The organism is Serratia aquatilis, from assembly GCF_044865145.1.
Classification (GTDB): Bacteria; Pseudomonadota; Gammaproteobacteria; order Enterobacterales; family Enterobacteriaceae; genus Chania; species Chania aquatilis.
In genome coordinates, this window is record NZ_CP173186.1 from 3,069,345 (window position 1) to 3,090,846 (window position 21,502).

Consider the following 21,502-nt stretch of genomic DNA (forward strand, 5'->3'; position numbering starts at 1 on the left):
CATGAGCAAGATCCTAGTCACTGGCAGTCTTCATTATGACATTATGCTTCAGGCACACCACCGGCCAGAAAAGGGCGAAACGGTGATCGGCAGCCATTGCTCTTATAAATTTGGTGGCAAAGGCGGTAATCAGGCGGTTTCTGCTGCCCAAGCCGGAGCACAGGTCAGCTTCGTTGGCGCAGTAGGTAACGATGAGCCAGGCAAGTTTCTGCTCTCCGTGTTGCAGGAAAACGGCGTTGATACCGAGCAAGTTTTAGTCTCCACTTCGGCACCCTCCGGCATGAGCGTCGCGATTATGGATGCCGAGGGTGACTATGGTGCCGTCGTGGTCTCCAACGCCAATAACTGTATTGACCCACAGCAGTTCGCACAGGCGAGCCTGTGGCAAGACGTTAGTATGCTGTTAATGCAAAATGAAGTGCCCGAAGAGATCAACCTGCAAGCGGCAACAGCGGCTAAAAAGCATGGCGCACTGGTATGCCTGAATGCGGCTCCGGCACGCGATCTGTGCGCTCCGTTACAAGCCTGCATCGATCTGCTGGTAGTCAACGCGGTTGAAGCGCGGGATCTGAGTGGTATTACAGTCAACGCTCTGCAGCAGGCCTGTCAGGCATCAGAAGTCCTGAGCGGCAGTTTTAAAGCCGTGGTGGTCACCGCAGGTGAACACGGCGTGGCCTTTTGTGAAGCAGGCAACAACAGCCAATCCTTACCTGCTCAGAAAGTTGAGCTGATCAGTACCCATGGCGCCGGGGACTGCTTTATGGGCATGCTCTGCACCTCATTACTTCAAGGGCAGCCTTTAGCTCAGGCCGTGGCAAACGCCAACCAAGCCGCCGCTGCGCATGTTTCGCGCCGCACCTGAACGCCCACTACTCCCATCTGAAGAACGGCCCCGACGCATTTGCTGTTATTGGGGCCGTTCTTCGGTATATCGCTACAGGCTATAAACGGCTGAAGATAGTCACTTCGTTAATCTATGCCGCTGTTAAAGATTAATAGTGCCGTTAATAACGGTTAACGTCTGACCGCCAATCCAAATACCCTCTTCACGATACTGGATCGTTACACGGCCATAGCGTTGAATTGCGGTACCTTGACGAACGTGATAATCCTCCACGCAACCGCGCGAAGCGAAATACTGTGCCAGACACGCATTAGCGCTGCCGGTGACAGGATCTTCCGTAAGAGCCCCATGTTCGACCATCAAACCGCGAACTTCGAATTGCTCATCGCCATCGTTATGTGGCCCAAAAGGCATCAGACCATTCACCTGCGCGTGTTTCAGTAAACGTTCTAAGGCGTTAACATTGGGTTTAAATTTCAGCACAGCTTCCGCCGATTTCATCGGTACCAACAACCAACGAATCCCCATATCGGCGATAGTTACCACCTGTTCAGTATCCAATACCTCTTGGTCAAACACAGTTCCGAGTAGTGCATCGTCAAACGGCGTAAGAACCGCCTCTGGTGCCATAAACGCCAGCGTTCCTTGAGACTCGATCTTGATCGTGACCAGACCGACACCACACTCTTGTACGATTTGATTCGACGCTTGTGGTACAAGCCCGGCTTCCAGCAGCGCATGTGCGGTACCTAACGTGGGATGACCGGCAAACGGCAACTCACCTTCAACGGTAAAGATACGCACCCGATAGTCGGCATGTTTATCTGTAGGGGCTAACACAAAGGCAGTTTCAGATAAATTCGTCCAGCGGGCGATGGCAGCCATCTCGTCACCGCTTAATCCATCAGCATCCAGAATAACTGCCAACGGATTGCCGCTAAAAGGCAATTGGGAAAAAACATCAACCTGCTTGAAAGCAACTGTTTTAGCCATAACACACTCGTTAATTATATTTTGTGAAAGAGTGATTATTCACTCCAAGGATTAGGCTGTGTCCCTCAATTGCACGTGAGCGCCGCTGGCGGTCATTTGCGCGCAGGGCAAGGCGTGAGCCGCGAGGTTTGGTGGACCAAATAAGCGGCGAACAACGCCGCAATGCGCGCAAATGGCCCCAGCCCGAAGGGTCGCGCCCCAAAAGCCCGTTCGAAGTAAAGTCGGGCTTGAACAGAGGGCCACTCTGCCCTTCACCCTCCGCCTTGATAACGGGCTTTTGGGTCTGCGACGGCACCACGGGCAATTGAGGGACACAGCCTAGCATCGACAACGCAAAAAACGACAAAACATGCATTTAATCCGCAAAGAAATGGGAAGATATGTACATTTCTTTACCCCCTTTGATTTACTGATATCCCATTAATAATTCAAGTGGTTTTTATGTTGGGATACGGTAATTATACACACCTGTAGTTGCCTCTGATACGTTAGACCTGCATCTAGGAATGCAACGGGCATGAGTTTCAGTTTTAGTCGGCTGTACTGAGTGCATATTTGTCCCGCTAAACATGGCTTATGCTGTGCATCACCGTGTTGCAGACTTTTCAGGTGTTGTCATAGTGCTTGTGAAGGCCTCAGCCCAGTACAGTTTGAAAACTTTAACCTCGCTTTGTCGTGTATCCATAGTTCGTGGGTAAGATCAAAGTTAGCATTATTTATTATGCATATTTTTCGATTATTGTAAGTTTCCTCGCTATTATCGAAAATTGATAATTAACTACACGGAAGAGGTGATAAAGGAAAATGAATGACAACGAGCAGTCGTTTAATCACCAGAGTCTCTACGGAACGCATATCGAGCCGACCTACGCAGGTATCCTGAGTTTTATGAGGCGACGCTACAGCAGGGATCTGCGCGATGTTGACTTAGTTATCAGCGGAGTGCCTTTTGATGCTGCGGCAACGCATCGCCCTGGGACTCGTTTTGGTCCAAGAGGGATACGCACTGCTTCAAGTGGTATTGCCTGGGCGCGACACTGGCCCTGGGAGTTTGATCCTTTCGAATTGTTGGCTGCAGTGGATTATGGTGATTGTTTATTCGACATCGGTCTGCCGGAAACAATCCCTGCCGCCATCGAGGCTCATGCTGACAACATACTCAGACACGGTTGCGGCATGCTAACGTTGGGCGGAGACCATTTTATTAGTTATCCGTTACTAAAAGCCCATGCAAAAATCCATGGTCCACTTTCACTTGTTCATTTTGATGCGCACAGCGACACCTGGCCAGACCCTGATGTCAAACGTGTTGAGCACGGGACGATGTTCTATCACGCGGCGCGTGAAGGTATTATTGACCCCTCTCGTTCTATCCAACTTGGTATCCGTACGACAAACGATGAGACGATGGGATTTGAAGTAGTTGACGTTCGCAAGGTACATCGCCACTCAGCAGAATATATTGCAAAACTTATTCTTGATCGGGTCGGTGAACATCCTGTCTACCTGACTTTTGATATCGATTGTCTTGATCCTGCTTATGCGCCAGGTACCGGAACTCCAGTCGCAGGGGGGTTAACCAGCTTTCAGGCGCTAGAGGTCTTACGTGCTTTGCGCGGGATTAACATTGTTGGAATGGACCTCGTCGAAGTATCACCGCCTTACGATCATGCAGAAATGACGTCTTTGGTCGGAGCTACTCTAGCCATGGAGATGGTGTGCCTTTATGCCTGGCGGCATAAATTAATGCCTAAACAATGCTGATGCTAAAAGTATAGTGCTGTTGCAAATATGGCCATCAACTGTGCTGGCCTTGTTTATATACCGATAGTGGGGACCTGCGCAGCGTTGATAGGGCTAAGCCTCCTGCTGATACAAATGAAATGGATGCCAACTCGGTGCACCCAATAATGTTAATATCCCCTTCCTTTAGTCGTCCCTGCTCCCCTACAGCGTTGGCAACCGGATAATAAACTTAGCCCCTCCCAGCGTTGAGGTTTCAATATCGACGCTGCCGTGATGAACCAGAACTATTTTGTGAACGATAGATAATCCTAGGCCGTAACCACTGATTTTCTTATCCCAAATATTTTCTAGCCGATAGAATGGCTCAAAGATACGCTCCCGTTCTTCAACTGCTATTCCGGGGCCGTCATCTTCAATCACAATTTCATAGTCGCCATTAGGCAGTTTTTTCGCCGATAGGCTAATACGCTGTACTGCATATTTATCTGCATTGTGCAGAACGTTAGTAACCACCCGTTCCAGAAGATGCTCATCACCGTTATAGTCACCTAGCTCAGCCGGCCATGAGGTTGTAATATATCCAGCGTGACGGCTGTTCTTCAATATTTTTAAACTGTCGTGTAGCATAGCACCTAAATCAAACCGCTGAAAATTAGTCAGATATTGCTGCCCAACGGTGGCAAGCTGAAGCAGTTCATTAACCAAATCGTTGAGCTCAGTAACATCCCTATCCAACTCACTGATTCTGGGCCTCAGTTGATCATTTTGGTCGATTTTTTGACTTATTTTCTGCAATAATTCCATACCAAAACTGAGCCTGGCAATCGGGCTTCTTAACTCATGAGAAACGGAATGAATCAAATCACGTTGACCGTTGATTAATCGCTCAATGTAAGCCGCCATTTGATTAACTTTATATGCCACAAGGTACGTACTCGCGTACTTATTTACCTTGGCTCGCGCAGAAAAGTCCCCTTGGGTTATCTGCTCTGTCGCCCGTATCAATTTTTTAAGTTCTGCCCAATGAAAAGATGACCAGAGTGAAAGAAAGAATAGAAATACCAACAGAATAGAACCATAAATAATTACGTTGACGTCATCTGGGTTTTCAAGAGACTTTACAGAATCAATAAAAATAGCCTTATCTGAATCTCCGAGCCTAAAATAGAGCACTGGATATATCCACGACAAATAATTCGTTCTAAGCTGCGAGACGGTTTCACCATCAAGTAACCGCTGTTTCATCTCCGGTGAAAGCATTGTCAGGCCATCAATCGGAATAATATAAGTAGTACCAAAATGTTGCTGCTGATAATTTTTAAAACGCTGTTGTAGCTCTTGTTGGCTCTGACTTTTTGACAGATACTCCTTCAGTAAAAAAACATGGCTTTTATTATAATCTAACGACTCCCTCACTAGCCAATTGTCGAAAGAATAATATAAAATACAAATCACTACGACTATTGCCGACAACATAGAAATAAAAACTACTGGGAAAATACGGATTAATAAGCGCCACATAATTTAATCCCATGCCGAAGGGCTAAATAGATAACCCTCGCCCCAGATGGTTTTAATTTTCTGGGCGCTGTCATCATCAAGCTTACGCCTCAAGCGCGAAATATTATTATCGATACTGCGGTCCATGCCATCAAATTCAATCCCGCGTATTTTTTTAAGCAAATCATCGCGTGACAGTACGCTACCGGCAGATTCGATCAACGTCAGCAACAGCTTATATTCAGAATTACTGAGTTCAACCGGCAATCCTCGCCAGAAAACCTGCCGATTTCGCTTAGAAATAGACAGCTTACCGATAGTCAACTCTTCGCTAATCTGGAGCTTTTCCATTCTCCCTCGCCGCAGTAATGCTCGCAGTCGGGCTAATAAAATACGGGGCTTAACCGGTTTGTTGACATAATCATCTGCCCCCTGCTCTAGCCCCAAAACCTCATCAAAACTGTCCTCACGTGCAGTCACAATTATAATTGGCACATTACTTACATTACTTATTTGCCGGCATACCGCCATGCCATCCAGGCCGGGTAACATTAAATCGAGGATCACAATATCTGGCAGGATTTTATTAAAAAAGGATAAAGCCGTATCTCCGCGGCTAACAATGCTGACGTTAAATTCATAGTCAGAGAGGTACTCATCGATCAGGGAAGCTAAGCGGTGATCATCTTCTACTAACATTACTTTATACATTGTCATAATCCCTATCGTCTTAAGCCTTGATTATACAAACCAAAAACCAGAATAGAACCCTTGGATACAATTCAGTGCAATTCAGTACACTTACGTACAATAACCTACAATCGGGTGCAACTCTGTGCAATTTCCCCACATTTTTCAAATTATTAAAGTGCTAGTCTGCTAACCAGCACTGAAATGCCAGAGCTTAGAAACCATGCTCCTATTACTGTGATACAAGCCTACATTACCACAACAAAAGGTTAAAAAATGAAATGTTCTATCCGCCTGTTAATAGCGTTAAGTTATAGTTTTCCGCTTCTGATCCTTTCGGGTTTTTGTCTGGCAGAATCAGGGGCAAACAACGTTGTATTTTCTGTTGGAACCGGTATTGTCGTTGCTCCGAAGTGCTTGGGAAGTGAAAAATTGGAAACATCCCCGATCATCCATCTCAGCTACGACTTCGGTAATGGTTTTCTTGCCAGCACCACCGAAGGTGTTGGTTTCAATTATATTCATCCGCTGGATAACGGTATAACGCTTTCTGCCGGAACCACATTTAACTATCAACAAGAACGCAAAGATGAAGATGAGTTGAAAGGTATGGGGAAAATCAAGAGTTCTGTGTTTAACAGACTGGATGTCGGCATTGGCTTATATCAGCACATCGTTTTTCATGCTGGCGCTAATATTACGCTAAGTGAACGCGACCACGGAGCCAATTACTACTTATCCGTTTCCATTCCTGTACTCAGATTATCCGAACATGCAGTCAGCATTAAAAGCACAGGTTATTACTTCGATAGGAAATTTAGCCAGACTTACTTTGGTGTTACCAATGACCAGAGCATTCAATCTAAATATAAAGAGTACACACCTAAAGCCGGTTTCGGCCAGATAGATACAGGCATCGAATGGGTATACGGCATAAATAAAAGGTGGTCATTATCTTCGTTTCTGGGTGCAAGTCATTTAATCGGCGAATCAGCGGATAGTCCTATCGTTAAACAAAAAACCTCGCTACAGACTTACATAGTAGGCATTTACACCTTCTGAGTTAGAGTAGGGGTAGAAGGTTACTGGCGATCCCCTAAGAGCCGTAAATTGGTGTTGTAGCTTGATGTCAGTCAGGGCCATTATCCATATCCATGTCCTCGCATGTGCTTGTAGTGAGTATACAAAGCATTATAGAACCAGCTTATATACTCAAATGTATACTTACAAGCTACTTGATGTGGGTTGAATTGCATTGACTTACGTAGAGTAGAAGATGAGGGAAAAGCGAGTAACCGATTGATTTTAAACAAAAAAATAGACGTCTGTTGACGTCTATTGATTTCGTAATGGTACCCGGGGCGGGACTTGAACCCGCACAGCCATAAGCCGAGGGATTTTAAATTCATGGTTAACATCAATAAAAACATGTGGTTATGGAAAATATCGGAACATAGATTATTTAACGTACACAATTAAATCATTGAGTTACAAAGCCTAGGTGGCGCATCTTCCGAAACACTAATTGCATGCCTGATTAGCCGCCAACAACTCCCGCTCGTACCCGATCCGCTGGTGTCGTTCTGCACGTAGCGCACGCATCTGTACATCGATAGACGCACCGATCTGCAACTGGTCAACAGCAAACGCAGGAACTGCGACCGGCGAACGCCAGAACTCCCGCCGATCTCGACATTTGCAACCACTGAATAAAACTCCAGCATATGAGAAGCAAGAGATCCATTCTATCATAGTGTTATCAGTAACCATTCATCGGTTACGGGATAGAGACTAAGATGAGGCTGGTTTAGGGGGGGGGAGGAAGAGACGTTTGGGTGAGTCCGCGATAAGAGACTTTATACGCATCTAGATGTAGGAAATAAAAATAGCAGATCTCTACAACAAAAATAAGGAAATCATGAAGATATGTCGATTAATAGCAATGACGGATCCCTGCACCAAATGCAGCTTTTCCCTGTAGTAGAGGTTGTTTCTGATGATATTCCTATGGGCGTTCTCAATGATGGAACTCCTTACCTAACTCTCTACGGTCTCGCAAAGTTATGCGGCATTGATGACACACCTTTGAGGGTGTTCACATCAAACTGGGACACAGAGAAAAATAAACCCAGAGGTCAAAAAGTAGCTGCGTATTTAGCGGAGAAAGGGCTTCATAACGTCGATAGGCTTTACACTCGCGTTTTAAATAGCTCAAACGTGGAAACTCATGCTTATCCTGACTATGTTTGCATGGCCATCCTTCGTTATTACGCTCTAGATGCCACGAATTTTGATAGATCAGTCGCAATAGGTAATTTTGTTCGCTTGGCTGAGTACACGCTTAAGCGGATGATTTATGAAAAGTCAAATTACAATCCCAATGCTTCAATAGATACCTCATTCGAGAACTATCGAGCAAGGATTAAGCTGAACGATCAGATACCAACAACTCATTTTGCAGTATTCAGAGAGATAGCCGACATTGCCATGAACTTGATCGGTGGAGGATTCCCTATGGATGACACCACATCTTTGGATGGAAGCGTTGGGATTCATTGGGGAAAGTATTGGTCAGCTAATGGACTGTCCGAGAGATTCGGGGAAAGGGTGCAACACCAACATCTGTTTCCCGAAAACTACAGGCAGTCAGCTGCAAATAAGTATATAACCGCCTGGATTTATCCTATTGATGCACTTGGCGTGTTCAGAAAATGGCTTCACGATAACTACGCAATGGAAAAATTGCCCAATTACCTTGGGAACAAGAAGCTTAGTAACGCCTCCGAGCTATTGGAGTCGATAAAAAAACCAGCACTTCCAAATAAGCATTGATCTCCACCACGAACCCGGCCACCGAGCCGGGTTTTTTGTGCCTGCCGAACGTCATCTTACCCCCAGCTTTGTATCTGCTAAGCTACCCAGCCAAAACATGATGCTTATCACGCTATGATAAATTAAGAATTGATATTGATCATTTTTTGATCAATTGTGTTCTTACTCCTACTGGAGGAAGGAGTACTAAGAAAGTGTTAGGCCCTCAAGTAGTAACTTAACAAGCTCATATAGCAATCCCTTTTTACCCACCACCAGGGAAACTTGTGGTGGGTTTTTTCCCCTTCTAGACACCACCCAACAACCACCATAACCTACTGATATTCCTATCGTACAATTGAAATAATCACATTTTGACCACCACACGAGCAACTCGAATTATTTTGGGTATAATGCTAACTCCGCACATCTCACTTTAGGGGTTGTAATGATATGAATAGCAAAAAAGTCAGTAACCACGTTACCGGGAGAGACAATGAGGACTATATTTTTCTGGATCGGCTCGAGGATGGTACTTACCAAGTAAGAAAGGGAACCTCTACTGAGGTATCATATTTGAAATGGGAAGGTGATGAATCAGCATACTCTATCGAGGAGTTTCTGGAAGCAAATCCGCAGCATAAAAATAAAATTGAAGAATTAATTGCTGAATTTGAATCTGAAGAAGCTTAATAATATTGTGCATAGAAACCAACCTGTTACGGTTGGTTTTTTTATGCCTGAAAACTGAGCGGTGTAAAACTACAGCCGGGATTGCTCCCAGCTCATCACACAACAAGATCATCAAACTCACATGTACGCATGTCATTGAGCGCGTATGTGACGATTCCGAAAACCTCTACCACCCCGCCATCTAACATATCGCCCTCATCTACAAGCCTCACATTCCCGGAACCATCCAGATATTCTAGGCCGTGCACTACTGTAAACTACCGAATACGAATCCCTTATGAGTTTTTAAGACAGAAAATCATTTATATTTAATTAGTTAAACTAAAATCTCATAAAATAGACACCTTCCAATACCTTCTATTTAAATCCAAAAAATTCATATAGTTATAAGTTTTTTCGTTTTTATTCGGGAAAATTTCGGGGGGTTGAGCAAGAACCACCTTACTTTACCGTGACCGGTCATCATTTATCGCTGAATCATTACTCAAGGCTGTATCCCTAAACAGGGCTTGCGTGTAGTTGAGGGATACAACCTCTAGAGATATTACGTGAAACAATTACATGCTTAGTGGACTTTATCATTTAAAAACAAGTTTTAACAATCACTTAGATGCATTGATTTAATAACTGAAGGTCGCCGATAGTAGATCAATTGTAGGTTTAAAGCCAAGTATCGCGGTTGATCTCAAAGAAACTCCTGTTAAGAGTTGAAGCTTGTGACGGATTAATTTACGCTGTAGACAAGTGGACGGTTGGTTTTATTCGGAAAAGGATTTTTCTCTTGACACCTGCTAAAGTAGTATCAACATCTTTAATACTTTTCGTATCGAGTTCGATAGCTACGAGTTTGATAGGGTTAAATAGTCCATTAGTAAGTCTTAACGAGGGGCAAATACTCTATTTGTATTCTACTTCAGCACAGGTTTTAGCTGGTATCTATGGATTAACTCTGACCGGTTTTATATTTTTCAGAAATGAGCTAAGTAGAGAGGAGTTTGAAGATAACACCTTAACAGTTGCAGTTGAAAGTCTTAAGGATAGATATTTTAAGATACTAATTTTTATTACAGCACTATCTATTTTTACTTTAATGATATCTAATCTCGTAATTTCTGCAGAAAGTAGCACACACAATTCCATTAATACTATTCTGATGAATATAGCACAGTCATCCTTCTTTGTATGTTTATTATCAATTGCATATTTTATTTTTGACGTTATCGCACCAAAAAGAATAGAAAAAGAAAGTAAAGCTATCCAGCAAAAAGTAGATCCCACTCCTGATATTGAAGATAAAGGTACTCTTGAAGATTTCCTAACAAATTACAATAAATTAGAAAACATAATCCGTGAATATTTCGAGATGCACCAGTCCCAATTAGGATATGAGTATCATTCTAAAAGAGGAATTTCAATTATAAGACTCGCTAGATTAATCCTTCAAGCCAACAAAATAGATCAAGAATTATTTAATAAAATTAGAGATTTAATTTCTTTAAGAAATTCCATAATTCATGGTGCTGAACCGATTGTCAGTAAGCGTATGGTGGATATTTGCTGTGACGTATTACAAGAACTCGAGACGATACTAAAATGAACACATATTTAAGTATAATTCACAAAAATCAATACATTAAGTTTTAAAAAACACTAATACCAGATTAGCATTTAATTTTATGTTAGTAATCTATTGAGCCAGTAAAGTGTATGTAATATCATTATTTAGGGGTGTAAATCATAATGAATTCTCTTGTGAAATTAAATGCAACGTTACTAGTCATAGTTTTACTCATCATCTCAAGCATTTTCTATTCCATCTTAAAATATCATATTGTTGGATTTGGTAGTTTCGCAGATATTATTATAGCAATAGCTAATGTTATAATGGCTTTAGCTGCTTGCTTGGGTGTTAAAAGCGCAAGGGAATGGTTAAAAAAAAGAGAGCAGGAAGAGATCTTTAATAAAAGGCAAAAAATCACTGAAAATATTTTAATATTCACCATGTTATCTTCTAGGACTAGAAATATAATCAAAATGATTAATGACAAAAGTGAATACATAAAAGAAAACTCACTAAATGAGAACATTATTAAAATGATGGAAAGGCAATTCACTAAAATAGAGTCAGCATGGGAACAAATAGTCATTGATAAAGAATCAATGACTATATTAGCTAGGGGTAAATTAGAAAAAGATATACACACGTATTTTGATTCAGTAAGAAATGATGCAAATAGCATGATTCGTTTTTCTGGTCTTTTTTTAAGCACGTTAATGTGGCGATGGGAAGAAAAAGATCTTGATATAGTTAAAGGTGACATTAAGCTAATAGCTGACAATACCGATAAACACTATAAAAAAATACAAATTGCATATGATGAATTTGCAAAATATCAAGTTTAAATACATAGAATCTTAGTGTTTTAAATAAAATATTATGCAGCATGAGTATAGGGTATCATTCCCGATATAGCATCTAATTAGTACTGCGACACTTAAACAATTTGCTGCCCCTCCCGATGTTCTCCGACCCTAAACGAACATCACGAAGCCGGTACGGGGCAGCGCTTACTATGTAGTGGCAGTTTTCAGGATTTCAACTGGCGGGATCCTCACGACTTGAAGCGGCTAAGGAACGCTTAATAAACTCCAGCTTTGCCGTTTGCCGCCTGAGCTCCAAGATGCGTAACACGTTGTAAACGTCTGCCTTGTCGATTCCTTCCCCTAAAAGCATGGCGAGATCATCAAGAAACAGTGTGACTTCTTCTTTACTGATACCTGGCCTCATTCCCTGTTCTCCTTTTCATACACAAGTACCCATAATGCATTAATACTCGATGTTTAGCCTATATCGCTCCCAGCATTTCTGCAGCCAGTCCCCCCCAACCAACTAATCAAAAAAACATGTGTCACGCTTTTACTTTGCCGTAAAACTGAAGAACCATGTAATTGATTATATTGACTCTGCCACCATCAGAAACAACAGGATAGTTTGGCAGCCCGGAAGCACCTTTGCGACGGGTAATAGGTGCAATTACCCCTGTAGAAAGGTTTAATGTGTGAGTTGGGATTGTCTGGCAAATAAGCCACACCGGAACTCTATACGAACCATCGGATCTAGTCACTGGGCCACACCAGGTGTTGTATGAAACGAGTGTGCCGTCTTCGAGGCATGGCAGGCTCTCAAGATACACGGTCGCCATGATGTTATAGGTATCCTCCATAACAGGCACAGACGATCTAAAATAGCATCCACCTTTACCCAGGGGGCCGCACGAATTTAATGCCGCCATTAGGTCAGGAACCTCAAGCGGAAAACTATACCCTACCGCATTGCGTGTGAGCGATTCGACAGTGTTCGTTGCCCACAAGCCACTTTTTGATACAACCAATGCATTGCCGGGAGCCGTGGAGATTTTAACGGCAAGCGGGTTTTCAGTAGTGCCTTTCCCAACAAGTGAAGATCCGTCAACTTCTACGTTCGTGCTCCCATGGTCATCCGGATCGTCTTTGTCACTCCATGGTGACCATGTAAGAGGACTGCCAAACGCAAAGCGCCGGTACTCCACAGTAGAGTTATAAGGCATGTAGACCTGTCGGCATCCACCAGCATCATCAACTGTTTTATAAACAACCAATGTCCCCGCCACCGCAGTTGGATAATTCAAGGCAAGCGTGGCATTGCTGCTCACATTTTGGAAATACTGCCCAGGTGCGCTGATGCTATTAAGGTTCGTACCTGCCGGTAAGGGTTTACTCGCAAGATTGACCGCGCCTACATCAGCTGCGGTCAGGCTGTCTTTTATGGCCAGTGCCTTGAGTCCCAGATTTGCACGTGACGCTTCCTGCGCTTTTACACCCGTTGCAGCGATTTCAGACAGGTTATTTTTGATTGCCAGATAATCCGATACTACTGGCGCAGCGGTCACTTTTACTACCCTACTGGCACTTTTCCTCGAAATATCACCAGTAACGCTGATGGTTGCCGAACCCTCACCCACAGCAATAAGTTGCCCGTCAGCATTAACACTCGCCACCGCGTTATCACTGGATTCAAACAGAAGGCGCTCGGTTGCCGTGTTCGGTGTTTTACTCACCAAAAGCGAATAACTGTCCCCAGCCACCTTGTCAGGGATCGCCCCCATAGCAATTGAAGTTAGCAGCACATCAACTCGCACTGTCACTCGCACGCTTAGGCCCGAACTGACGCTGGCGATAATATCTGTATTACCCGGACCCACGGCACGCAACAGCCCGTTTCTGTCAATAGTCCCCACTGCGGTATTGGTACTTATCCACGTCACGGGAAATTTAGGCGCAAGTTCGGCAGGTAACACCTGAGCGGTAAATTGCCTTTGACTGGCAACCCCAATATTTAGCGACGCTGGCGTTACTACGATATTCGTTGGTGTAGGATCGGGTTTGATGTTGTCTGCCTGATCGGTTTTGACAATAAACATCATCGCAATGTTTTTGGGCCTAAGGTCTGGTTGAACTGGAGTTTCACCAGAAACGATCCAACGTGGGTTACTCGTAGAAAACGTTCTCGCGGCTGGCCCTTGCAAACTTTCGGGGATTTGCGCAGTGAGTATGGCCTGATGGTCACCGCAGATAGCTCGACCTGAATACGACTCACCATCCCAACTATCACCACGTTGCGGGAAATAGCCATCATCACTCTGTGGGCCCCAATTATTACCAAACCGCCCGGTATGGTGGTAGTGATTCAAATCAGAACGCTCCTGAAAACTCAGGATGCCACGGCCACTATCGGCGTCCTCCGCAGAGCCATGTGCCCAGCCACGAATAAATCTACCGCGCAGGTCTGGAACCTGCCCAGAGGGATAAACCGCGTAAAGTTTTGGGTTCTTCGCAATATCAAACCGTTGCCCATTGGCCTCGATCCATCCATCAGGTGGCACGATGCCACCCCAGGAAACCACTATGCCCACCGGCAACAGGAACGGAGCAAGTTCGGTGGTAACATCCCCAATGGCTTTCTTTATCGACTGCTGCAAGGTTGGCGGCGTAATGATCACCGCGTCGTTTTTACCCGCATCGGCTTCTGCCTGGGTCGCTTTTCGATAAATAAACCCCTGCCACTTATTCGCATCCTTGCCCGGCTCTGCCGTATTGTTATCGACCAACGAGACGTAAGATGTAAAGGCACCGTTCCCCTGCCGGTGGCGTACAACAACACCTGCGCCATAAGGGTATGCAGTACCGCCATTATTCGCAGGCGTGATCCACTCAGGGAATGCATCAGTCTGGTATTGACGTAGCGCCAGCGTAATAGCATTAAGGATCCCGTTCATAGCGCTGCGCTCTACTGCTTTGGCGTGGGCATCACTTAACATATCCTTTTGGTAATCTTCGCCCCACCCCTCGGTGAAGCTCACGTAACCCTCTGCGTTTTTATCATCGGGCACGGCTTGTTTATCCCCGTTGCTGGCAAAGGGGATGCGGAAGAATTTTTGTTGCATTGAGATTCCCTACTTTAATTTCAATAAATCACATTCACGTAATCGAGGTAATGCACGCGTGAAATAGGCGCAGTCCTGCCTGACGACAATTTTATTTCGTCATTTCATTCCTTCATTAAGCTCGGAAAGTTAAAGCGCGATAGAACCTGTCAGCTCTAAAGTTTGGCAATGCAGGGTGACGAGAAGGGTTTTTGCCGTGATATTTTTAGGGTTATTGATCCCTTTCTCAGTGAATCCACCATTGGCATCTGTGACAACATAACGCCGCGTGGTTTTCCCCATTTTGTCAGTGATAATCAATGTCACATCAAGGTCATTTACCGGAAGGACATTAACGGACACTTGACCAACAAGCGTGTTTGCCTCCCAGCGCAGGCTAATCTTGCCGTAATATTTCATCGGCTGGATCCCATCGCCATACCAGAACGGCGCACGATTGAAGTTGGCATTATGGGGACCAAAGCCAAACGGTTTGTATTTGACGATCCGGTGCTTTTTCATCCCTACGCCTTGGGGCCTTGGGATCAGGTCGTAATCAGCCACTAATTGCTGCACAGCGACGCTAACGCGGTCCTCCTGCCACACTAATCGCATCGTCATATCCTGCCCATCGAGTATGGTGGCATCGACGTCTAAAATGTAATCCGCCGCGGCTTTAACATCATCAATGGTCGCAATACCGTTGTTCTTGCAGATTTTGGCTTTAATCATCTTACGAAAAAGGTGGTCATCAACTTCGGCTATTTCGCATGATGGATAGAACCGACCAACGGGCCGAGATCTAAAACCTGCAATCCTTCCACAGATATTGAGCTGTTCCCCTTCGGCAGTATCGATATGAAGCATGTGCCTAATCTTTTCGATCTGCGCTTCAAGCCTTGCCTGCGCAATATCAGGAAGAATAAGTAACCATTGCACCAATTTGGGGGCATTCTTGTACTGCCAATAAATCCGAGATAACAACTTGGCTTTATGATCAAACATAAATCACCTCGATGTTCCCAACATCAAACACCCCCAATTGATTAAAGGCCACATCAATAACCCCTTTATCTACGCGACCTGGCGCTGTGCCGATGGTGATCCCTGCGACATACTCATGACCGGCGACAAAATAGTTTACGGGGGTATACAGTCGCCCGGCAGCCAAGCGTTCACCAATACGAACCCCCTTTTTGGCGAAGCCGGCAGTTTCATCGAACCCTTGCAGGGTGTAATCCACAATGGCTTGCTTAATTTTCGGCTTGTCGTCCTCGGTCAGCGTGCTGGTGGCTATCTCTACTCGAACAAAAATAGAAACGTAATCAGGCCGGAAAAAGGTCGCTGCGAACGGCTGGCCATTCGGGGTAAAGGTATTCAGCGTCACCTTGTTTGGGATGGCGTTATATCGATTCAGGCCGCAGCCGGGGTTCTTATGCGTTGCAATGGTAGTGGCAATGTTCTCTGGTATGCCGCCATCAACAAATAGCGCCATTGAGTGGCCATAAATGCCGTGTTCGTCGGGTACTGACTCAACATTTTCAAAGATTTTTACCTGCTTAACTCCCGGTACGTTGACCAGGGCAGCATACATATTGTCGATCTGGTTGTTGCCCGGCAGCGCTACCGACTCACTTCGCCGGATGCGAAAGGCGTTATCTTTTTCCTCATCAAGCCCCAACGACGCCACTTCGTGGTTTGTTACCGCACGAATGCCCGGAACAGGAGTGGCGATGCGTGTCAGTGTGCCGATGTTTGCCCCTTGGGCGCCAGGGGCTAAACAGGTGACGCCAACATGCGCTACCCCGGACAAGCTGGTTACCACCGCGCTGTCGGTTGCCCACAAAGTATCATTGATACGATGCCGGATGAGCGTATTTGCAGGCACCTCGATCAGACCATCCCCGACAAACTCAACGACTGCGGTAGAGAAAGACGCTTTACGACGTTTAACCCCGGCAAATGCGGCTATATTTTCCAGCGCTCGCCCCATAGCCGCGTTTGGATCTGCAGCATGGTATGCAGCCACTACACCTTCATCGAGGTTGGCCAGCATTTCACACCACGCAGCGATCGCCAATCCATCTGGTGACTCTGGGTTAATGTCCCAACCCTGATCGATACCCAGATACGTCTGCCGCATGGCATCCAGGTACTCCCTCAGGGTGGTCCCGGTAACCCCGTCTTTTGTGATCTCAGCCATCAGGGCAATTCCTCATTGAACAGAAAATCAAACTGCTCGTTGTTGATGTCCACTAATGACGCAAACACCGTTATTTTTCGGGCCTTTGCATCATTCGTCATTTCAAACCGGCTTATGCCCACTACGCCAGGCGTCGTCGCTATTCGCTGTTTTACATTAGCCTCGGCAATATCGCGTGAAGCTTTCCCGAGAATGCTTTGAAACCACGGCGTGCCTCTGGTGGCATCAAGAAAGTATTCCCCCAGAAACAGGCGAAGATTGCAGATAACGGCTTGCCGCGTGGCTTCCTTGCCCGTCGCAAAATGCGCCCCACTCGTCACAATGTCACCATTCACAAAATTACGGATCATGTTCTCACCATAAAAAACGCCCCGATACCGGGGCGGATGATTACTCTGGTGTTCCTGACTTATCAGGACCGGAACGAACACCACCATGTCGGTGATCGCTGCCAATATTCACGCCGTTGTGCCGTAGTCCATCAGAGGACAGCGACAACCGCTGCCCCCCAACCTTCAACTCTATGCCTTCATCATTGAGATGAAGCCGCACAGTCCCGCTGGCGTTACTCATGCCGATACCATCGGTAGGCAGACCGGGGATGACCGTTTTCATCGAACGGTAGCCTGGTGCAAAAAATGCATCGCTGGCGTTGAACATCCGCGCATCTAATGGCTGGACGGGACCGCCTTGTTCAAGCCAGTAATCCACTGCGCGTTGGCTGAAGTGAATAAAACCTTCGGTACCGGCTGGCAACTCATGGAAAACTGTCCAGTCAGTGGATCCTGAAAACTGAACGGGGACGTGCGAGATTTTTGGTAGTGTTTTATATTCCCCTTTGCCAACATGTCGTTGGATCCCACACTCAACCACAGCACGCTGCAAAGAATCGTCATATGCGACAATTTGCCCAGGGAGTCCAATCATTACCCCGCGCATCATGCTTTCACGTATATTGTTTAAAAGTGTAAGATATGGATTGTCGTCAATCACTTTATTTTCCCCGCCATTGGCAAATTACTGTCGTGTTCCATATATCACCGCTTAATGCCCCTTCATGGCGAGTTTTTAACACATTAAATTTACCTGTTTTTAATTGCATATGTGCAAGGTCGTTTAGGTCGGTAAAATACGCGCCGCTAAAATTCAAAGTCCAAAAATCAGACAATATATTAACGATATCTAAGGGCTGTATTCGATAATTGAGTTTAATATCAACTTCCATTGAGTCGGTATACCATCTGGGAACCCCCGCCATACCATTCATAGAGGAAAGTTCATATGAAATCCCTTCTCTGGCTATCCCGTGACGGCTCAAAATGGTTTTTGATGGGGTAATCATCCAATCAAAACGAAAGTGTTGTTTCAGACTATTAAGAAGGTCGCGACATAACTGGCCACCACCATTACAACCGACGGGTAACCTAGGTAGGTCCGAAAAATCCCCAACCACCTCGACAGGCAAACCAAAATTAGCCGCTAAGTCTCGCAATACCTCAATGTAAGGCGTTCCTTCGCCCCACGCCTGAAATGAGGCATTATCCCATGATGATGTAATGTTACTGCAAAACAGACTTATATAGGTACTTACACCGTCCTTTGCTACCTGGACGGAGTTAATTCTTCCATCAAATATTACACCCAGATCGTCACCATACCCGGCCTTAAGCGTTACTTTTCCGTAACCCTTTCCATTTTCACCTCTGATTTGAATTACATCTCTAGCCCGTGCTGAAATCCCATAAATGGATATCTGGGAAATGGCTAATGTGTTATTTGGATAATTAGTAATCGAAAACTTCATCTCCATAGGAGGGCGATATATTAAGATTTCCCCATTACTGGCAGTAACAATCAACTCATAATTTCGATTAAATAACCTGCTCATTGCTTGAGTACCAAATAAGACGGTTGCTTGCTCCCAACGTGTCAACGTTCGGACTTTCTCCTTCAAGGACTAATCGACCAATAGTGGTGTTCAGTCCAGCCAATAAATCAACCCCTGGGTGAAGCGCTCTCCCGAGAGTAATTGGTATCTCCCCTTCGAAAATATCTGCACAAAAGTAGCCGTAACGAGTCAACCAACGCAGACGAAAGATCAACAGCCGATCCCCCAATTGCACACGAAATCGCTGCACAGCTGCGCCACTATTCAAGGGGATGATTTTATATACTTGGGGGGTGATGCGGTCTGCCGAGTGGGTAAGATTCACCTTTTACCTCCTGAACAACAACTTCGCCGTGGGATACCTCTTTCTGTGCCTGCGTAGCGGCGGTATCGCCATACGGCAAATTGGCATTTGTCTCTGCTACGGTGTCGTGAATGATCGTCAGCTGCAGCAGATCCACGACTATTTCCATACCCCCTTCCGTTTCTTTGCTGTTTTCAGTACGGGTGTTAGTAATCAGACAGTTTTTATAGGTAGAACCGCGACTCGATACCAGCTCAAACGGGGTATGTGAGCGTTGAAGTTCCCTCAGTTGCTCAAGCAAATTCTGTGACCGTGAAGACGTTGATTGACCACCGGAATAGAAGTTCGTGGCAATACTGGCACCAATGCCCGCTAACATCGCCCCGCGTCCACCTAAAATTGATGCTGCAATGCCGGTAGTGATGTTGGCACCCACCCCCAACAACCCCGCCAAACTATCCTCCTGTTGCGCCATCAATTCCCGATACCAGTTGTCAGACACACCGATCGTCATAGTCAGTGACAATGGGCGAGTCACAGCATTGTCATGTGCTGTTTCTGCTGTCTCTAATGGGAATTCGCTCACATCGGTATGCAATTCTGACGTTTCACGCAAAGTTGCATCAAAATAGAGATTACCGATTTTAGGACGATTACGAGTGAACAACCCTGTGATAGCCATCAGTAGTTATCCGTTTTAGTTAATGATAATGCATAGTTTAAGCTTAATGTGTTTCTTTCATCCATGCGCCTGATTACCTCTTCAGCATCAACACCATTCGCATTAATAGTATTGTGGTTGGTTTGTTGGATAACTGTTCCACTATTGGTATTATTACGTAAAATAGGATTAGGGGGAGTAGATGATAGATATTGATAATTAGACAAATCGGGACCAGAGTTCACTCCACCCGCAACGTCAGCAAGTGATACATATCCAGTACCATTTTCATAATCGATAATCCCCTTAACTAACCTAATTAAAGTCTCGCTATCATCAGGATTAATTCTATCAAAAGCACCAAGCCCAGTGGCATTAGATAGTGAAGAAATATAGGCTTGAACATCGTTACTATCGGATGCCGGAGCATAAGTATTTACAATGTCCGAAAGAGTATTTTCCCCCCGCGCCAGATAAAGCCCAATCTGCCTATGTAATGCAGCAATACCTTGTTCCATAGTTTCAAATTTCGCAAATCTTGCGTTTGGTCCATTTTCTAAAGAAGCCCCAGACTGTCCAGCAAAATTTAAATTACCAGGATTATTGTTTCTTATCCCTCTGGGTGCATTGCCGCTATACAATGATTGAGGTGACATATCGTTTCGAGGGTAAGGAACACCAGGATTGTTTAGAGCCCAATTTCTACGCCTTAATGCTTCAGGATTACTCATTGATCGTGCATCTTCAGCACTGGTAAAAATATTACCCGGCGTAAACACACTTGCGGCTGAGATTGTGACAGGGTTCATCAAAAACCTTGAAATCCAGCTAGAACCAGACGTTCCAGCGCCATTACCGGTACCTGGCAAGAATCTTTGCAATAACTTCCAACCAGCATAGCTCCCCCCAGCACCCGCCGCGTAAAGACCATACTTAGCTGCATCGGGGTGCTCTTTTGCAAAACCGTTCACCGCCTTTAATAGTGCATTTACTGGTGGAAGCAAGTCTTTAGCCATGCTCCGCCCCAGTAGCTCAAAGTTACTTTTGAGGGTGCCTAGCTCATCATTAAATTTCTGCGAACTATCCAAAAGACCTTGATCTATCACCCCAGACCCAGGAAGGGAATAAAATTTCTCAAGCCTTTCATTTAACTTACCTATCCCCATTTCCATAGTGCGTACCAGTGGGGAATCATCCCCCTCAGGCATCCCACTACGAAAAATTCTTTTTTGGGAAGCATCCATCTTTTCATAGGATGCAACTAAGTATTTTAGCGCCTCCATCTTATCTTTCATGCCAGCAAATTTCTGCGGGTCAAAAATACCGCTCCAATAAGCCCTATCTCCTAACTCACCAAATTTTGCTTGCTCTTGCAGATTAAATATTTTCTGCACAATCCCAAAGGCACTGTCAGCTTCAATATCCAATGAGTTCATCACAGACCGCAAGCCGTCAATCTGTCTTATCGTAAAGCCTGTATTTTTCGACAGACGGCTCATTTCCAGAGTGGTTTTAGCAACACCAGCAGTTAACGCATTAAAAGACAATGCTGTTCCTGAGGCTGCCCCGAGCTGCAATACAGTATCTTTTACTCCTTTAATCGCATCATTGGCTTTCTGAAAACTTTTTGCATCAGTCTCTAGACCAAGCGAAACCAACAGCGAATCTATTGTCTCTGCTGACATTTTTTCACCTTAAATTATATAA

21 protein-coding genes are annotated in these 21,502 nt (G+C 45.1%); 7 read left to right on the top strand and 14 right to left on the bottom strand.

Annotated elements, in window-relative coordinates; genetic code table 11:
- The first annotated feature begins 1 nt into the window (after position 1).
- Positions 2-862 carry a ribokinase gene (locus tag SAQUA_RS13885; protein WP_380675871.1) on the top strand — a complete coding sequence of 287 codons (861 nt, stop codon included), beginning with the start codon at positions 2-4 and terminating at the stop codon, positions 860-862.
- Positions 863-985: 123 nt separating this feature from the next.
- On the opposite strand, the gene SAQUA_RS13890 is transcribed toward SAQUA_RS13885, so the two are convergent.
- Positions 986-1,837: a PhzF family phenazine biosynthesis protein gene (locus SAQUA_RS13890; protein ID WP_380675873.1), complete on the bottom strand. Its 852-nt coding sequence runs from the start codon at positions 1,835-1,837 to the stop codon at positions 986-988.
- A gap of 804 nt (positions 1,838-2,641) precedes the next feature.
- Here SAQUA_RS13890 and speB point away from each other — a divergent pair.
- Positions 2,642-3,601 (top strand): agmatinase, encoded by a 960-nt coding sequence (gene speB, locus SAQUA_RS13895; RefSeq protein ID WP_380675875.1) that lies wholly within the window; start codon positions 2,642-2,644, stop codon positions 3,599-3,601.
- A 183-nt stretch (positions 3,602-3,784) separates the two neighbouring features.
- Here the strand turns inward: speB and SAQUA_RS13900 are convergent, their stop codons facing one another.
- A complete protein-coding gene (locus SAQUA_RS13900) occupies positions 3,785-5,104 on the bottom strand; it encodes an ATP-binding protein (protein ID WP_380675877.1) in 1,320 nt (439 codons plus the stop codon).
- 3 nt (positions 5,105-5,107) lie between these two features.
- Entirely contained in the window at positions 5,108-5,794 is a 687-nt protein-coding gene (locus SAQUA_RS13905; protein ID WP_380675880.1) for a response regulator, read from the bottom strand.
- A gap of 255 nt (positions 5,795-6,049) precedes the next feature.
- Here SAQUA_RS13905 and SAQUA_RS13910 point away from each other — a divergent pair, with 255 nt between their 5' ends.
- Positions 6,050-6,835 carry a MipA/OmpV family protein gene (locus SAQUA_RS13910; protein ID WP_380675882.1) on the top strand — a complete coding sequence of 262 codons (786 nt, stop codon included), beginning with the start codon at positions 6,050-6,052 and terminating at the stop codon, positions 6,833-6,835.
- A 459-nt stretch (positions 6,836-7,294) separates the two neighbouring features.
- On the opposite strand, the gene SAQUA_RS13915 is transcribed toward SAQUA_RS13910, so the two are convergent.
- On the bottom strand, positions 7,295-7,525 hold the full coding sequence (locus SAQUA_RS13915) for a hypothetical protein (RefSeq protein ID WP_380675884.1): 231 nt from the start codon (positions 7,523-7,525) through the stop codon (positions 7,295-7,297).
- Positions 7,526-7,699: 174 nt separating this feature from the next.
- On the opposite strand from SAQUA_RS13915, the gene SAQUA_RS13920 reads away from it, so the two are divergent.
- The 4 genes from SAQUA_RS13920 (at position 7,700) to SAQUA_RS13935 (ending at position 11,680) form a co-directional block, all read left to right on the top strand.
- The gene (locus SAQUA_RS13920) at positions 7,700-8,605 is read left to right on the top strand and encodes a hypothetical protein (protein ID WP_380675886.1); all 906 of its coding nucleotides are present in this window, start codon (positions 7,700-7,702) and stop codon (positions 8,603-8,605) included.
- A 432-nt stretch (positions 8,606-9,037) separates the two neighbouring features.
- Positions 9,038-9,277 (top strand): hypothetical protein, encoded by a 240-nt coding sequence (locus tag SAQUA_RS13925; RefSeq protein ID WP_380675888.1) that lies wholly within the window; start codon positions 9,038-9,040, stop codon positions 9,275-9,277.
- 781 nt (positions 9,278-10,058) lie between these two features.
- Positions 10,059-10,874 (top strand): hypothetical protein, encoded by an 816-nt coding sequence (locus SAQUA_RS13930; RefSeq protein ID WP_380675890.1) that lies wholly within the window; start codon positions 10,059-10,061, stop codon positions 10,872-10,874.
- 143 nt (positions 10,875-11,017) lie between these two features.
- Entirely contained in the window at positions 11,018-11,680 is a 663-nt protein-coding gene (locus tag SAQUA_RS13935; RefSeq protein ID WP_380675892.1) for a hypothetical protein, read from the top strand.
- 193 nt (positions 11,681-11,873) lie between these two features.
- Here the strand turns inward: SAQUA_RS13935 and SAQUA_RS13940 are convergent, their stop codons facing one another.
- From SAQUA_RS13940 to SAQUA_RS13985, 10 genes are all read right to left on the bottom strand, one after another.
- A complete protein-coding gene (locus SAQUA_RS13940) occupies positions 11,874-12,065 on the bottom strand; it encodes a hypothetical protein (RefSeq protein WP_380675894.1) in 192 nt (63 codons plus the stop codon).
- A gap of 121 nt (positions 12,066-12,186) precedes the next feature.
- Positions 12,187-14,760, bottom strand: a complete 2,574-nt coding sequence (locus SAQUA_RS13945; RefSeq protein WP_380675896.1) for an Ig-like domain-containing protein — start codon at positions 14,758-14,760, stop codon at positions 12,187-12,189.
- Between the two features lie 129 nt (positions 14,761-14,889).
- On the bottom strand, positions 14,890-15,744 hold the full coding sequence (locus SAQUA_RS13950; protein WP_380675898.1) for a DUF2612 domain-containing protein: 855 nt from the start codon (positions 15,742-15,744) through the stop codon (positions 14,890-14,892).
- On the bottom strand, positions 15,737-16,942 hold the full coding sequence (locus tag SAQUA_RS13955; RefSeq protein WP_380675900.1) for a baseplate J/gp47 family protein: 1,206 nt from the start codon (positions 16,940-16,942) through the stop codon (positions 15,737-15,739). Before SAQUA_RS13955 ends, SAQUA_RS13950 begins: the two co-directional genes overlap by 8 nt.
- Complete coding sequence (locus SAQUA_RS13960) at positions 16,942-17,292, bottom strand: hypothetical protein (protein ID WP_380675902.1); 351 nt, start codon at positions 17,290-17,292, stop codon at positions 16,942-16,944. The genes SAQUA_RS13955 and SAQUA_RS13960 overlap by 1 nt, the downstream gene beginning before the upstream one ends.
- 40 nt (positions 17,293-17,332) lie before the next feature.
- Positions 17,333-17,869, bottom strand: coding sequence for a Gp138 family membrane-puncturing spike protein (locus SAQUA_RS13965; protein WP_380675904.1), 537 nt, complete (start codon positions 17,867-17,869; stop codon positions 17,333-17,335).
- 67 nt (positions 17,870-17,936) lie between these two features.
- Positions 17,937-18,875, bottom strand: coding sequence for a hypothetical protein (locus tag SAQUA_RS13970; RefSeq protein WP_380675906.1), 939 nt, complete (start codon positions 18,873-18,875; stop codon positions 17,937-17,939).
- Positions 18,814-19,155: a phage baseplate plug protein gene (locus SAQUA_RS13975; RefSeq protein ID WP_380675908.1), complete on the bottom strand. Its 342-nt coding sequence runs from the start codon at positions 19,153-19,155 to the stop codon at positions 18,814-18,816. The genes SAQUA_RS13970 and SAQUA_RS13975 overlap by 62 nt, the downstream gene beginning before the upstream one ends.
- On the bottom strand, positions 19,109-19,816 hold the full coding sequence (locus SAQUA_RS13980) for a phage baseplate protein (RefSeq protein WP_380675910.1): 708 nt from the start codon (positions 19,814-19,816) through the stop codon (positions 19,109-19,111). Before SAQUA_RS13980 ends, SAQUA_RS13975 begins: the two co-directional genes overlap by 47 nt.
- Positions 19,816-21,480 (bottom strand): lysozyme, encoded by a 1,665-nt coding sequence (locus SAQUA_RS13985; RefSeq protein ID WP_380675912.1) that lies wholly within the window; start codon positions 21,478-21,480, stop codon positions 19,816-19,818. Before SAQUA_RS13985 ends, SAQUA_RS13980 begins: the two co-directional genes overlap by 1 nt.
- Positions 21,481-21,502 lie beyond the last annotated feature (22 nt).